17 protein-coding genes are annotated in these 15,549 nt (G+C 37.5%); 13 read left to right on the forward strand and 4 right to left on the reverse strand.

Annotated features, from left to right (window positions below; genetic code table 11):
- Window positions 1-37 precede the first annotated feature (37 nt).
- Genes N0B16_RS07785 through N0B16_RS07795 form a run of 3 tightly spaced genes read left to right on the forward strand, consistent with a single transcriptional unit; the run spans window position 38 to window position 2,681 of the window.
- A complete protein-coding gene (locus N0B16_RS07785; protein ID WP_262990239.1) occupies window positions 38-2,083 on the forward strand; it encodes a S9 family peptidase in 2,046 nt (681 codons plus the stop codon).
- A gap of 35 nt (window positions 2,084-2,118) precedes the next feature.
- Window positions 2,119-2,343, forward strand: a complete 225-nt coding sequence (locus tag N0B16_RS07790) for a hypothetical protein (RefSeq protein ID WP_262990240.1) — start codon at window positions 2,119-2,121, stop codon at window positions 2,341-2,343.
- On the forward strand, window positions 2,340-2,681 hold the full coding sequence (locus N0B16_RS07795; protein WP_262990241.1) for a hypothetical protein: 342 nt from the start codon (window positions 2,340-2,342) through the stop codon (window positions 2,679-2,681). Before N0B16_RS07790 ends, N0B16_RS07795 begins: the two co-directional genes overlap by 4 nt.
- 57 nt (window positions 2,682-2,738) lie before the next feature.
- Here N0B16_RS07795 and N0B16_RS07800 read toward each other — a convergent pair whose 3' ends face one another.
- Entirely contained in the window at window positions 2,739-3,230 is a 492-nt protein-coding gene (locus N0B16_RS07800; RefSeq protein ID WP_262990242.1) for an SRPBCC family protein, read from the reverse strand.
- Between the two features lie 194 nt (window positions 3,231-3,424).
- On the opposite strand from N0B16_RS07800, the gene N0B16_RS07805 reads away from it, so the two are divergent.
- From N0B16_RS07805 to fabF, 10 genes are all read left to right on the forward strand, one after another.
- Entirely contained in the window at window positions 3,425-4,972 is a 1,548-nt protein-coding gene (locus tag N0B16_RS07805; protein ID WP_262990243.1) for a sensor histidine kinase, read from the forward strand.
- Between the two features lie 68 nt (window positions 4,973-5,040).
- The gene (locus N0B16_RS07810; protein WP_262990244.1) at window positions 5,041-5,727 is read left to right on the forward strand and encodes a response regulator transcription factor; all 687 of its coding nucleotides are present in this window, start codon (window positions 5,041-5,043) and stop codon (window positions 5,725-5,727) included.
- A gap of 77 nt (window positions 5,728-5,804) precedes the next feature.
- On the forward strand, window positions 5,805-6,428 hold the full coding sequence (locus N0B16_RS07815) for a hypothetical protein (protein WP_262990245.1): 624 nt from the start codon (window positions 5,805-5,807) through the stop codon (window positions 6,426-6,428).
- Between the two features lie 21 nt (window positions 6,429-6,449).
- On the forward strand, window positions 6,450-6,806 hold the full coding sequence (locus N0B16_RS07820; protein ID WP_262990246.1) for a hypothetical protein: 357 nt from the start codon (window positions 6,450-6,452) through the stop codon (window positions 6,804-6,806).
- A gap of 65 nt (window positions 6,807-6,871) precedes the next feature.
- Window positions 6,872-9,553 (forward strand): TonB-dependent receptor domain-containing protein, encoded by a 2,682-nt coding sequence (locus N0B16_RS07825; protein WP_262990247.1) that lies wholly within the window; start codon window positions 6,872-6,874, stop codon window positions 9,551-9,553.
- 105 nt (window positions 9,554-9,658) lie between these two features.
- Window positions 9,659-10,075, forward strand: a complete 417-nt coding sequence (locus N0B16_RS07830; RefSeq protein ID WP_262990248.1) for an OsmC family protein — start codon at window positions 9,659-9,661, stop codon at window positions 10,073-10,075.
- Window positions 10,076-10,173: 98 nt separating this feature from the next.
- Window positions 10,174-10,779 carry a TetR/AcrR family transcriptional regulator gene (locus N0B16_RS07835; RefSeq protein WP_262990249.1) on the forward strand — a complete coding sequence of 202 codons (606 nt, stop codon included), beginning with the start codon at window positions 10,174-10,176 and terminating at the stop codon, window positions 10,777-10,779.
- Window positions 10,780-10,788: 9 nt separating this feature from the next.
- A complete protein-coding gene (locus N0B16_RS07840; RefSeq protein ID WP_262990250.1) occupies window positions 10,789-12,057 on the forward strand; it encodes an acetyl-CoA C-acetyltransferase in 1,269 nt (422 codons plus the stop codon).
- Window positions 12,058-12,064: 7 nt separating this feature from the next.
- Window positions 12,065-12,490, forward strand: a complete 426-nt coding sequence (locus tag N0B16_RS07845) for a PaaI family thioesterase (protein WP_262990251.1) — start codon at window positions 12,065-12,067, stop codon at window positions 12,488-12,490.
- Between the two features lie 2 nt (window positions 12,491-12,492).
- Window positions 12,493-13,737, forward strand: coding sequence for a beta-ketoacyl-ACP synthase II (gene fabF, locus N0B16_RS07850; protein ID WP_262990252.1), 1,245 nt, complete (start codon window positions 12,493-12,495; stop codon window positions 13,735-13,737).
- Window positions 13,738-13,780: 43 nt separating this feature from the next.
- Here the strand turns inward: fabF and N0B16_RS07855 are convergent, their stop codons facing one another.
- The 3 genes from N0B16_RS07855 to msrB all read right to left on the reverse strand — a co-directional run bounded on the left by N0B16_RS07855 (window position 13,781) and on the right by msrB (window position 15,509).
- Window positions 13,781-14,164: a cupin domain-containing protein gene (locus N0B16_RS07855; protein WP_262990253.1), complete on the reverse strand. Its 384-nt coding sequence runs from the start codon at window positions 14,162-14,164 to the stop codon at window positions 13,781-13,783.
- Between the two features lie 16 nt (window positions 14,165-14,180).
- Window positions 14,181-14,936 carry a murein L,D-transpeptidase catalytic domain family protein gene (locus N0B16_RS07860; protein ID WP_262990254.1) on the reverse strand — a complete coding sequence of 252 codons (756 nt, stop codon included), beginning with the start codon at window positions 14,934-14,936 and terminating at the stop codon, window positions 14,181-14,183.
- 126 nt (window positions 14,937-15,062) lie between these two features.
- Window positions 15,063-15,509: a peptide-methionine (R)-S-oxide reductase MsrB gene (gene msrB / locus N0B16_RS07865; RefSeq protein ID WP_262990256.1), complete on the reverse strand. Its 447-nt coding sequence runs from the start codon at window positions 15,507-15,509 to the stop codon at window positions 15,063-15,065.
- Window positions 15,510-15,549: the final 40 nt, after the last annotated feature.

Raw genomic sequence — 15,549 nt, forward strand, 5'->3', positions numbered from 1 at the left:
GTTTTTTTTTAACTAAATTTGAAAAGAACAACAATCCATGAAAATTCCCAAGGCAAAAAAAATAGAAAAGATACTCGAAATTCACGGCGACCAAAGGAACGACCCTTACTTTTGGATGAACGAACGCGAAAATCCTGAAGTGATACACTATCTTGAAGAAGAAAATGCGTATGCAGATGCTCTTATGAAAGACACTGAAGCATTTCAGGAAGAACTGTATGAGGAAATGAAAGCACGTTATAAAAAAGATGATGAGTCTCTCCCCTATTTTTTTAATGAATACTGGTACATCGTACGGTATGAAGAAGGAAAAGAATATCCTATTTTTTGCAGAAAACACCTGAGTTTAGAAAATCCGGAAGAAATCCTTCTGGATGTCAATATTCTCGCAGAAGGCCAGGAATTTTTTGAAGTGGCCAATGTTGCGGTAAGCCCTGATAATCAAATGGCTTCTTTTTCATCCGATAATGTCGGAAGAAGAATTTATACTTTACAGTTTAAAAATCTGAAAACGGGAGAAATTCTTTCTGATACGATTGGAAATACGACCGGGAAAGCAGTCTGGGCCAATGATAATAAACATATTTTTTACATCAAAAAAGATGACAGTCTGCGTGCTTTCCAGGTGTACAGACATCAGTTAGGGACCGATTCCTCAGAAGATGTTTTGGTTTTCCATGAAAAAGATGAGACGTTTGATGTGAATGTTTTTAAAACAAAATCTTTAGAATATATCTTTCTCGCAAGCTCAAGTACTATTTCAGATGAGCATCATTTTATTCCTTCAGACAATGTCTTTGCAGAATGGAAAGTGATTCAGCCCAGAATTGATGATCTTGAATATTCTGTAGAACATTACAAAGACGAGTTTTACATCATTACGAATGCCAATGAAGCCACTAATTTTAAAATCGTAAAAACTAAAATCGAACATTGCGGAATGGAAAACTGGGTAGATGTCATCCCGCACCGCCCGGAAGTTTTACTGGAAGGTTTTGAGATCTTTAAAGATTACCTGGTTCTCGAAGAAAGGGAAAAAGGATTATTGCAAATCAAAATTATTGAAGAGAAAACCCAAACTTCCTACTATCTGCCGTTTTCAGACCCTACGTATACCGCTTACATCAGTATTAATTTAGAATTTGATACAGAAATCCTGCGTTACGGATACACTTCGCTCACTCAGCCAAGTTCTACGTTTGAATATAATATGAAGGAGAAAACCACTACACTTCTGAAACAACAGGAAGTTTTAGGAGGGAACTTTTTTCCGGAAAATTATATTTCTGAAAGAATATGGGCAGATTCACGGGACGGGCAAACCAAAATCCCTATTTCGCTGGTGTATCATAAAGACACAAAAAAATCATCAGAAACTCCCGTATTACTGTATGGATACGGAAGTTACGGACACACTGTCGATGCCAGTTTCTCTAATGTAAGACTGTCTATTTTAGACCGGGGATTCATTTACGCGATTGCGCATATTCGGGGAGGAGAATATTTGGGAAGAGAATGGTACGAAGAAGGGAAAATGCTGTATAAGAAGAATACTTTTTTCGATTTTATAGATGCCGGAAAATATTTAATTAAAGAAAACTATACTTCTTCTCAACATTTATACGCAATGGGAGGAAGTGCAGGTGGTTTATTGGTAGGTGCAGTGGTAAATTACGAACCTAGCTTATTTAACGGGATTGTTGCCCAGGTTCCTTTTGTGGATGTGGTAACAACAATGCTTGATGAAACCATCCCATTGACGACCGGAGAATATGATGAATGGGGAAATCCGAATGATGAAGAATATTATTTTTATATGAAAGAATATTCTCCTTATGATAATGTGGAAGCCAAAGAGTATCCGAATATGCTGATTACAACCGGCTTTCACGATTCGCAGGTACAATATTGGGAACCGGCAAAATGGGTGGCAAAATTAAGAGAATTGAAAACCGACAGCAATCTTTTATTGTTTAAAACCGATATGAGCTCCGGACACGGCGGCGCAAGCGGAAGATTTGAAAGCCTGAAAGAAGATGCGTTGGAATATGCGTTCTTATTCAAGTTAGAAAAAAAGATTTAAATTTCTTATATCGCTGATTATTAATAAATACAATTATGATTATCATATTAATTTTTATTGCAGTCGCAATCGTTTATTATATTATACAGAAAGATAAAATCAGAAGAAGCGAAAAAAGAGAAGATTTCAAAATCAGACAAGAAGAAAAATTGGCTCAGCTTCTGAAAAACGCAAGAGAAGAAGATCGGAGAAACAGGAAAATAATAATTTATAATACAACGCTATTCTTAACGGTAAAGAACAGCAGAAATAGATCATGACAGAAGCAGAATTATGGGCAAAAGTGGAGGCATTTTTTGAAACCAACTTTGATACAGAAAAACACCCGCAGATAGACACTATTTTATTTTTAATAGGCGTGCAGGAGCTGGGAAGCGGCCAGCAGAAATATACGAAAGACGATAAACTTAATATCCTTCATATTGCGGTATGCCGTTTATTAGAGCCTTTCGGATACTTTAAATTTTCACATTACGACGATGACGGTTACCCGCATTTTGAAGAATTGGAAAAACTCCCGGAATTAAAACCTAATGAGCAGCAGCTTTTAATGAAAAAAGCGATTATTCATTATTTTCAGGAAGAAGAACTCATATAAGACATTGAATATCTGAACCATTTAGGCATTTTTTAAAATCTTAATGGTTCAGATTTATTATTTATTATTCAAAATCTCCTCAAGCTGCTGAAGCCCGGTTTTGAAACCTTCTTCAAAACCCATTTCAAGCGTTTTATTCAGGTCCTCTTCTGTTTGAAAATGCAGGTTAAAGGTAACTTTAGTACCTTCTTCCACGCCGGTAAAACCAATCAGCCATTTTGTCTGCGGCATCATCGGATCAATCGTTCCGTTTTCGTCACAAAAACCATCAGTACTGTCAAAACTTCTGTTTTCCGTGATCTCGCCGTACTTTGCCAGAGAATACATTTTCTCTCCTTCAGGGCTTTTCATTGCATACAACCATGTCCCGTTTTCGGCAAAATCCATTTGTATGGTTTCACACTTCCAGGGCTTTGGCGCCCACCATTGGTCTAGTAATTCGCTTTTGGTAAAGTAATTCCAAACCTCTGAAACATCAGCGTTAAAAATTTTCATCACGTAAATGCTTTTGGCATTGAAATCTTTATTGAATACCGTGTTAGAATCCATAATTTATTATTTTTATTAAAATTAAATTTTTCCCGGCAAAGTTTTTTAAATAATAATATTTTATTAAAAATTTATAAAAAAATGTTAAAATCGACATTTTTAAGAAATACAATACAATTTTATGGCGTATTTTTTGTTTATATGGTCATAAAATAATTAATTTTAACATTCACTATTTTTAATCAGCCTATTTAATGAATAATAAATTCATCCCGATAATATCTGTTTTCATGACCATTTCTTTAATTGTCTTTGTCACACTTCAGTTTTATTGGCTTAAAGGATATTATGGAGCTTTGGAGCAGGAATTCTCCAACAAAGTTTACACCGTTTTAGAAAATACTTCTAAAAACATATCTGATATAGAGGTAGAAAAATACCTGAATGAAAATTATAAAAATTTTAAGAGCAATGTCAATGCAAATAATAATCAGCCTTCATTAACGACCATTCAGCAGGTAGAAGATTCCGGAACGCAAAGATCTATCGTTTACTCTAAAAATCTGATTGAGCAAAAACAGCTCCCGATCTCAAAAAGAGGCGATTCCTTAAGTCTGACTACTTTATACACCGATGAAGCCGCCTATAAAATCAAAAGAGATACTACACAGCGAGAGCAGCTTACTACCGAAATCAATCAGGATATACAAACCGGCGATTGGGGTATGAAAGAGTTTGTAAAAGTAAACGGCAATAATCTCCCGATCAGTAAAAGGGTAAACCGTAAAACCCTTGATTCTATTCTCACCAGAGAATTAAGCATGAAAGGCATCACCGCAAAATTCGGGTATGGAGTTACTGATAAAAATAATAAGCTTACAGACATCGTTAACAAAGTTTTCCAGGACAAAAAAGACAGCAATACCTACAGCTATCCATTATTTACGGATACCAAAGACCGCACGATTTACACCCTTTCTTTGGCGTTTCCCAAAAAAGAATATTCTTTGGCGATGAATAACTGGCCCATGTTATTGGGAACCTTCCTTTCGTTGCTGACCATTTTGGGAATTTATATCATCTCGATCAATTATATGATGAGGCAGAAAAAAATTGCGGAGATAAAAACCGACTTTATTAATAACATGTCGCATGAGTTTAAGACGCCTTTGGCAACAATTTCGGTTGCCACAGACTCTTTAGCCAACGATAAAATTGCCACCAATCCCGAAAAGGTAAGATACTATTCCAGCCTTATCAAGCAGGAGAATCTGAGGATGAAAAAACAGGTGGAAAATGTGCTCAACATGTCAAAACTGGAGCGGAATGAAGTAAAATTATTCTTAAAAGAAACCAACGTAAGAGAACTGATCAAAAAAACCACAGAATCGTTCAGCCTTATTGTTTCTCAAAGAAACGGCACTCTTACTCAGGAATTCACAGCAGACAAATATATTTTTAAAATTGATGAATTTCATATTTCAAATATGTTGGTTAACTTACTCGATAATGCCAATAAATACTCTCCCGAAACCCCTGAGATTCATGTAAAGACAAGAAACGAAGGAAACTGGTACGTAATTGAAATTTCAGATAAAGGAATGGGGCTGGAAACCCAGAACAGCCTGAAGATTTTTGAAAAGTTCTTCAGAGAAGAGACAGGAAATATCCATAACGTAAAAGGACAGGGATTAGGACTTTCGTACGTTAAAAAAATTATAGAACTGCATAAGGGCCAGATCATTGTAGACTCTCAGAAGGATAAAGGAAGTACATTTACCATTAAACTTCCAATGAGTTAATTTAAAACAAAAACAACGATAAGAATGTTGAAAATTCATTCTTTACCATTAATTATAATACAAAACCTATGAGCAACAGAATACTATTAGTAGAAGACGACCAGAGTTTCGGAGCCGTACTGAAAGATTACTTATCCATCAATAATTTTGAAGTAACTCTTGCCGTAGATGGTGAGCAAGGTCTGAAAGAATTTACGGAAAACGAATTCGACATCTGTATTTTTGACGTGATGATGCCGAAAAAAGACGGTTTTTCTTTGGCAGAAGATGTTAAAAAAATCGATAAAAACACACCTATTATTTTCCTGACAGCAAGAAACATGAGAGAAGACATTCTCAAAGGGTACCAGTTGGGAGCAGATGATTATATAACAAAACCATTTGATACTGAGCTTCTTTTATATAAAATCAAAGCGATATTGCAGAGAAGTTCTACCTTGGAAAATGATGAGCAGGAACAGTTTAAAATCAGTAATATTTTCTTTGACTCTATGCTAAGACAACTAAGAGTGGGTGATAAAGAATATAAGCTTTCTCCTAAAGAAAATGAATTGTTAAAACTTCTTTGCCTTCACAGAAACGATTTTATGCCAAGAGATCTTGCTTTGAGAAAAATCTGGAAAAAAGAAAATTACTTTACCGCAAGAAGCATGGATGTCTATATCGCTAAGCTGAGAAAACTTCTCAAAGATGATGAGGGATTAGAAATCATCAATGTTCATGGAGAAGGATTCCGTCTTCTGGTAAAAAACTAAGACATTAAATGAATACAACAATTAGCAGAACAATTCAAAATGTTTTGCTAATTTTGTTTTTATACCAAAATTTCAATATGAAAAACATATTCTTGGGAATCATTCTTACGGGAATCATTACCATATCGTGCAAAAAAGACGAGCGGCCTACGTATCTTAAGGAGGAAGCGGGAGTGCAGCAGTCTAATGTTGTTACAAGCAATGCGTCAAATACTTCCCTGCTGAATCAGGCAGGAATCCAAAATACAGCTTCTGCAATGACGACAGTTCCGGGAATGAATCCGCCTCACGGACAGCCAGGTCACCGTTGTGACATTCCGGTTGGGCAGCCTCTCAACAGCACTGTAGCTCCTCAAAATCAGGCTGCACAAAAAAATATAACCGTGAATGGAAACAATACCATTCAGATTGACCCTAATTCCGTAAGCCCGGGAAAAATAAGGCTGGATAATAACGGGAAACCCGTGAAAACCGCTCCGGGAATGAATCCTCCACATGGAGAGCCCAATCACCGATGTGACATTCCGGTAGGTCAGCCGTTAAACAGCAAACCTGCTCCTCAACAAGCTTCTAATCAGAATACTGCAATTCCGGCGGCGGCTCCACAGCAAGTTGCCGCAAATGGCCCGAAGCCAACACTTAACCCTGCGCACGGAGAACCCTTTCACGACTGTGCAAAAAAAGTAGGCGATCCTCTTTAATATTTTTGTAAATTTGCAGCAGTGAAACAGTTTCAGATTTTAATCATTGTCTTTTGTTTAGGAATTTTTCTGATCCCTAAAGACAATTTTTATGCTCAGGCTTCACAGGAAAACTGCTGCAAATCAGACGTTAAAACTGAAAGCTGTTGCGATAAAAATCACCAGGATCATGATAAAAAAGATCACAAATCTTCATGTAATGATGATTGCTGCTCTTTTTGCATGACCTGTCATACTTTTGTAGAAAGCCTTTCTTCTAAAAATTTTTTCCCGGAAATCAGTTATTTTTCAGCGGACCGTACGGTACAGTTTCAGTACTCAGATCCTTATATTTCAGATCGTTTAAAAGACATTTGGCAGCCGCCAAAATTGGGTTAATTATCTCTGAATCATTCATTAACGAATAATGAATCATTTTAATAATTAATCTAAATCTTAAACAAATGAAATTATATATTTCCAAGATCGTTCTTGGTATATTCGTATTATTTACACAAATCATCTTTGCTCAGAATACTCATAAACATCAGTTTCAGGTAAAAGGAAACTGCGAAATGTGCAAAGAGAGAATAGAAACTACCGCTCTGAAAGCAGGAGCGTCTGCAGCCAGATATTCTGTCGATTTACAGACATTAACATTAGAAACCACCGATACTGTTTCTCCCGAAAATATTCTGAAAAAGATCGCTGAAGCAGGACACGATAATGAAAAATTCCGCGCAACGGATGATTCTTATAAAAACCTCCCGGAATGCTGTCACTATGAAAGAAGTACTCTTTCCCCCAGTACCGAAGCACATGATCATTCTTCTGAGAGAAAAGATTTTTTCGTGAAAGGCAACTGTGAATCTTGTAAAGCAAGAATAGAGAAAGCGGCTAAAGATGCAGGAGCAGATTCAGCAAGCTGGAATGCGGAAACACAGACTGTTTCTTTATATTTTGACTCTTCTAAAACTTCATCAGATCAAATCCTGCAAAAAATTGCCGATGTAGGACATGACAACGAAAAATATAAGGCAGCAGATCATGTTTATAAAAATCTGCCAAGCTGTTGTCTCTATGACCGCGATCTCCCGATGGGACAAAAGAACGAGCTGGTACATTCAGATGAAAATGAAAGTCAAAAAGCGAAAAATCATAATCATTCTGAAATGAATGAAAAAGACACCCATCAGGAAAAAAATATCGAAGCCATCACATTATCTGCGTCTAAAGCAGGAACTGCCATCAGTAAAAAAGACGCGGGCCTGGTTTTTAATATAGATTCAAAAGAACTGCTGAAAGCCGCATGCTGTAATTTATCAGAAAGTTTTGAAACCAACGCGACGGTAGATGTTTCCTTTAGCAATGCGGTGACTGGTACAAAGCAATTGAAAATGTTGGGCTTGGATCAGAAATATACCAGTCTGACGAAAGAGCTTTTACCGGAAATCAGAGGGCTGGCTTCTGCATACGGACTTAATTTTATTCCGGGAAGATGGATCGAAAGTATTCAGCTGACCAAAGGTGGCAGTACCGTCACCAATGGCTACGAAAGCATTACGGGCCAAATCAATACCGAGCTTATCAAACATGCAGAAAAGCCGGAAACTACCCTTAATTTATTTTCAGATTTCAATGGAAGAGCGGAAGCCAATTTTACCAATGTTGCGCCCATCAATGAGCACTGGACGCAGACTTTTCTTCTTCACGGGAATGGTACTTTCGGAGATACCGATATGAATGACGACAGTTTTCTGGACAGGCCGAAAGGAACTCAACTAAATGCAGCTTATTTATTGAATTTTAATGATTTGGGGCATTCAGGGTTTGGTTCGCACTTTGGGATTAACTTTGTGAAAGACGAGCAGACTGCCGGTCAAACCGCTTTCAATAAACAATTAGCCCAGGATAAGCAACCTGCGTACGGAGTGGGGATTGATATCTCAAGATTCCAGGTCTGGAACAAGACGGGCTATGTTTTTAAAGATAAGCCTTATCAGAGTTTGGGCTGGATGAATCAATATGTTTATCATCAGCAGGACAGTTTTTTCGGACTAAGAAATTATTTAGGGAAGCAACACACCTATTATTCGAACCTGATTTTTGAAAGCATTATCGGAAATACGAATAATAAATATAAAGCAGGAGCCAGCTTTATGTACGATAACTATGATGAAAATTACTTTACCGATCATTTTGGGAGAACAGAAACTGTTCCCGGTGCTTTTGCCGAATATACATTAACCGGTTTAAAATATACTTTGGTTGCAGGAGCCCGGGTTGATTTTCATAATCTTGCAGGAACACAGTTTACGCCAAGATTAAATTTTAAATATGATTTTACGCCAAAAACCATTCTTAGGCTTTCAGCCGGAAGAGGATTCAGGACCGCGTCTGTTTTTGCAGAAAATCAGCAGTATTTTGCGTCCAACCGTACTGTCCAGATTATACAGAATGGCGGAAATATTTATGGTTTAAAACCGGAAATCGCGTGGAATTACGGAGCAAGCCTGCAACAGGAATTTAAAATATTCGGGAGAAAATCTACGGTAATGGCAGATGTTTTCAGAACCGATTTTCAAGACCAGGTTTTGGCAGATTTAGACCGGTCTCCTCAACAATTGGTTTTCTATAATCTGGAAGGAAAATCTTTTGCCAACAGTTTTCAGACGCAGTGGGATTTTTCGCCGTTCAAAAATTTTGAAGTAAGACTGGCGTACAAATATTACGATGTGCAGGCTGATTATTTAGACGGAAGAAGAACCGTACCGTTTATGGCAAAGCACAGAGGATTTGTAAACTTGGCATATGCCACTAACAAAAGTGAAAAAGGTGCTTTCTGGAGTTTTGATACTACTGTAAACGGAGTCGGGAAACAAAGGCTTCCGATCACCTCGACAAACCCTGCAGAATTTCAGCTTCCTGCATTTTCAGAATTCTATGCTGTTGTGAATGCACAGATATCAAGAAATTTCAATCAGAAAATAAGAGCTTATTTCGGGGGTGAAAACCTTACTTCTTATCATCAGAAAAATGCGATTCTGGATTTTAGAAATCCTTTTGGAAATTATTTTGATGGCGGAATGGTTTATGCACCCGTGATGAAAGCTAATTTTTATCTCGGTTTAGACGTTACTTTTTAAACTTATTTTTTCAATCAGCATAAAGCATGATATCAATTATTTAATGATCATGGTATCATGCTTTTTTGTACTTTTATACTTCATTAAAACTATTAAAATCTATATATGAAACGTAACGCAACTGCCGTTTGGAACGGAACCGTAAAAGAAGGAAAAGGACATTTAACCACACAAAGCACTACGCTTAATCAGACCCAGTATTCTTTCAGCAGCCGTTTTGAAGACGGAGTGGGAACCAACCCGGAAGAATTATTAGCCGCAGCTCACGCTGGATGTTTTACCATGAAACTGAGCGCAGAACTTTCACAGGCCGGTTTTACTCCGGAAGAACTGACTACGAAATCTGTGATCACTCTTGACCCGAGTGTGGGAAAAATTACAAAATCTGAATTGACCTTAACCGCAAAAATTCCGGGAATTTCAGAAGAAGAGTTTCAGAAATATGCAAAAATTGCAGAAGAAGGATGCCCTGTAAGCGCAGCTTTCAATTTTGAAATAACAATGACAGCTACTTTAGCTTAATAAAACAAATAAGTCCGGATTTATTTTCCGGATTTATTTTTAAATAATAATATACCAATCGGTATATTTTAGTATCTTTGTATTTTAATTTTCAAAAAATGTCGAAGGCAGAAAAAACAAAACAGCTGATTATAAAAAAATCGGCCACTTTATTCAATACAAAAGGATATACCTCTACCTCACTTTCAGACATTACGGAAGCAACGGGTCTGACAAAAGGAGGTATCTACGGAAATTTTGAAAATAAAGATGAACTCGCTCTTGAAGTATATAAATACAACTCAGGTCTGCTGGGAAAAAGTATGGCCAGATCTCTCGGAGATGAATTTCCGACCACTATAGAAAAATTAAACGCCTTTGTTGACTTTTATCGTAAAAGCTGGAAAGTGGTTTTTGAAACCGGAGGCTGCCCATTAATGAATGCTGCAACCGAAGCCGATGATCAATTTCCGATATTAAAAAAAAAGGTTACAGAATCTTTTGAAAGCTGGATCAGAAAAATTGCGGAAGTTATCATTCAAGGGCAGAAAAAAGGAGAAATTAACAGGAACATTAATGCTTTTGAATTCGGGTCATTATTTATTATGCTCGTAGAAGGCGGTATTTTACTTTCCAAAACTTCGGGGGATGAAAAATTTCTGAATCTCGCCTTAGACAGGATTCTTATCATGATAGAACAGGAACTCAATATCATTCCATCATAAACCCATCATATGGAAACAAAAAAAGTAGCAATTGTAGGATACAACAGAATTCCTTTTGCCAGAATCAACACCGCATATGCAGATAAAACCAATCAGGAACTTTTGGTTGCTGCACTCAACGGTTTAATCGATCATTACCATTTAAAAGGGAAAAGGCTCGGCGAAGTTGCCGGAGGCGCTGTTATAAAACATATTTCCGAAAGCAACCTCGTGAGAGAATCTGTCATGGAAACCTTGCTTGATCCTGCAACTCCCGCATGTGATCTTCAGCAGGCATGCGATACCGGAATTGAAGCAGCCATCTATATCGGAAACAAAATTGCGCTCGGACAGATCGAAAGCGGAATTGCATGCGGCGTTGAAGCCATGAGCAATATCCCTTTTGAGACTTCTGCACGATTACGAAAAGCCCTGTTAAAAGCCAATAAAGAGAAATCAGGCTTTGGAAAAATAAAACATTTATTAAGCCCAAAACTTAAAGACTGGATGCCGATTGTATACAAAGGACAGGAGCCGGAAACGGGTTTAACGATGGGAGGCCATACAGAAATTACGGCAAAACATTATCAGATTTCCCGTGAAGAGCAGGATGAGTTGGCGTATAAAAGCCACCAGAATATGGCAAAAGCATATGATGAAGGATTTTTTAATGATATGATTACTCCTGCTTTTGGCTTAGATAAAGATAATAATCTCCGTCGTGATACCAATCCGGAAAAATTAGCTTCATTAAAACCTGCTTTCGACAAACAAAATGGAACTTTGACCGCAGGAAACTCAACTCCTTTTACCGATGGAGCTTCTGCCATTTTACTGGCAAGTGAAGAATGGGCAAAACAAAATAATCTTCCCATTTTAGCGTATATCACTTTTTCGGAAGTTGCCGGAATCGAGTATGTAAAAGATCAGCAAAACTTATTGCTCGCACCGGTTTTTGCTGCAGACAGAATGCTCAAAAAAGCAGGAATACGCTTGGAAGAATTTGATTATTATGAAATCCATGAAGCATTCGCAGCACAGGTTTTAGCGACTTTAAAAATCTGGGAAAATGATAATGTAGCCAAACAATTCGGGCTGGAAAAAGCATTAGGGAAAATAGACCGGAATAAACTAAACGTCAAAGGCGGAAGCCTTGCAGCGGCACATCCTTTTGCAGCGACCGGAGGAAGAATTATAGGGACTTTAGCTAAGCTTTTACACGAAAAAGGAAGCGGTAAAGGTTTTATTTCAATTTGTGCGGCACGCGGACAGGGAGTGACAATGATTTTAGAAAAATAAATAGTGTATGGATAGATTAGCACAATTAAAACAATTCATCGGAAGAGAATTTGATCAATCACCTTCTCCTTTTATGAAATGGCTCAATCCGATTATCGTTTCTGCAGAAGAAGGGCAATTAGAATTTCAATATACAGTAAGACCAGAATGGCTTAATCCTGTGGGAAATCTTCACGGTGGTGTAACGGCAGCAATTGTCGACGATATTATCGGTGCAACGATGTTTTCTTTAAATGAAAATTCTTTCATAACGACTATTAATAATGTAATCGATTATTTTTCGAGTGCAAAAGAAAATGATACTATTGTAGCCGAAACCAAAATCATTAAAAGAGGAAAGCAATTTGTAAACGCACAATGCGAAATATGGAATGCAGACAAAACGCGACTGATTGCGAGAGGAACCTCTAATTTATTTAAAATCAATAACTAAGTATGAAAAGAGTTGTCATTACCGGGATGGGTGCAGTTACCCCTTTAGGAAATACGGTCGAAGAATTTTGGCAAAACAGCGTCAACGGGAAAAGCGGTGCGGGATTAATTCAGCATTTTAATACAGAAAAATTTAAAGTACGTTTTGCCTGCGAATTAAAAGATTTTGATCCCAAAACCCATCTCACGCACAACGAAATTAAACGGAGCGACCTTTTCACACAATATGCATTATATACATCCGCAGAAGCCATTCAGGATTCCGGTTTGGATTTTGAAAGAATGGATCCCTTTGACACCGGAGTTATCTGGGGAACGGGACAGGGTGGAATGCAGACTTTTGAAAATGAAGTGATGGAATTTTCGCATGGAGACGGAACGCCACGTTTTAACCCGTTTTTTGTACCAAAATTTATATCCAACATGGCTTCAGGAATGATTTCTATGAAATTCGGATTACAGGGAATCAATTACACCACCGTTTCAGCATGCGCCACCGGAAATACCGCATTAATGGATGCTTTTAATTACATCCGTCTCGGAAAAGCGAAAGTAATTATCAGCGGAGGCTCAGAAGCAGCTATTACACCGGCTTCTGTAGGCGGGTTTTCTGTTATGAAAGCGATGTCTACAAGAAATGATGATTTCGAAACCGCAAGCCGGCCTTATGATGCAGACAGAGATGGTTTTGTAATCGGAGAAGGAGCAGGAGCATTGGTGCTTGAAGAATATGAACATGCAAAAGCACGTGGTGCAAAAATCTACGCCGAATTGGTGGGAGCAGCCATGACCGCCGATGCGTATCATATGACGGCGCCGCATCCGGAAGGAACCGGAGCCATAAAAGCCATGAAAATAGCATTGAAAGAAGCAGGAGCCAATGCGGAAGATATCGATTATATTAATCCGCACGCTACTTCTACTCCACTTGGTGATCTTGTTGAATTAAAGGCGATCAACAGTATTTTTAAAGGAAATAAAAAGCTGGACATCAGTGCCACAAAATCAATGACCGGCCATTTATTGGGAGCTGCAGGAGCCGCGGAAGCGATTCTTTCCATTAAAGCGATTCAGCAGGGAATTATTCCGCCGACGATTAACCTTCATCAGATTGATGAGAATATTCCGAAAGATATTAATATTGTTTTTGGTGAAGCCAAAGAGAAGAACATTACTTTTGCTTTAAGCAATGCTTTTGGTTTCGGAGGCCATAATGCAACGGTAATTTTTAAGAAGTTTATCTCATAATACAAAAAGCAGTCAAATTTTGACTGCTTTATTTCTATTTAATTTAAAATTTATGATCAGGGATAAAAAAGCTGTCTGCATTTTCTGCAATCGGAATATATAATCTTTCCCACTGTTCACCTTCAATCATCTCCCAACTATGTCCAAATCCCTCTGTGTCTTCTGCTAAAAGTATTATTCCGGGTTGTATGAGAAATGTAGAACCGTCACTGACTTTAAATTGTATAATTCCTTTTAATGTCGCCACATATTGCCTCCGTGGAGCAACGTGTGTGTTTTTCTCCCAGAATTCTGTGGTGGTACTGATCCAGAAAGCTGTGGTATTCATAGGTTTAAGGGTTGGAATTTTCCCTTTTTCGAAAGTACTTGTTCCGTCAGGATTATTCATCAGCCTTACTGCGGGAATAAATGCTGTGCTTTCCTCCATCTATTCTAAACTTATTTTATGATTTCAGCCATTCTGATGTAGAAAGGTAATTTTGGTCAGGATAGTAAATAAAAAGGCAATTTCTTCCTTTGATGGTATTGATAATCGGTTCTGTCAAATTTCTCGGAATTGCGGGACAACCCCAGCTTCTTCCAATTCTTTTGTGTATAGCGGCAAATTCTTCACTTACATAATCTGCACCGTGCATCACAACCGCTCTTTGCAAAGCAGCATCGTTATAACCTTTATCCATGCCCAATAGTTTCAGGGAATATCCGTTGTCTCCGGAATATGTAACATCCGTAATATAAAATCCTAAACTGCTCTGATAAGAGCTTTCAGTATTTGAGAAATTCTGGGCATATTCTTCTCCTGTGTTTTTTCCGTGTGCCACTAAAGAATTAAAAAGCACTTTTTTTTCATTAAGATCAAGCACCCATAACCTTTTGGTATTCGATGACATAGAAAAATCACAGATTGTAAGTAAATGCGCATCCTGATTGAGTAATCCTGCTTTTTTTAAGTTCTCAAAACCCGTTAATGCTTTTGAAAACGCTTCAAAATTAAGCTGATGATCGTTTTCAAATGCAAATGATTTATACAGATCTTCAGAAGTACTTACTTTAGTATTGTCACCAGAATTGTCTACAATTAATTTTTCCGCTTTTTTTGTAAGTACAATATCCTTTTTGGTATCAGATTTGTTGGGAGATAAGTAAAATGATGTGGTAACGATGTACACCACGCCTAATAAACTAAAAAATCCTTTCATTAAATATTATGTTAAATTAAAATTGGTAAGGCAAAGTTATAAAAACATAATTATCAGTAGGTTAAATTGAAAGAAGTTTAACTGAATTTAAGAGACTTTAACGCAGTATTGATAAAATACTGCGCATTATTGTTGTACATCTGGTACAAATTCCAGACTGATAGAATTCATGCAATACCGCATTCCGGTAGGTTCCGGACCGTCGTTGAAAACGTGTCCAAGATGAGAATCGCAACGTTTACAAAGCACTTCTATCCTTTCCATCCCATGTGTGGTATCTCTTTTATAATAAACACCGTCTTTATCCGCTTCAAAAAAGCTTGGCCATCCGCAACTGCTGGAAAATTTTGAAGTAGAACGGAATAAATGATTCCCGCACACAGCACAATAATATTCTCCCACTTCGTCAAATTCGTTATATTTCCCGGTAAAAGCGCGTTCTGTAGCAGCTTCTCTTGCTATAGCATACAATTCTGGGGAAAGAATTTTTTTCCATTCTTCATTAGAAATATCGAGTTTTGCGGTATTCGTTCTTGAATAATGTGGATTGTTTTTTGCTTGATTATGTTCCATAAGATGATTTGAAAGTTGATGATTTATAATTGTTTGCAGA

The organism is Chryseobacterium gilvum, assembly GCF_025628965.1.
Classification (GTDB): domain Bacteria; phylum Bacteroidota; class Bacteroidia; order Flavobacteriales; family Weeksellaceae; genus Chryseobacterium; species Chryseobacterium gilvum.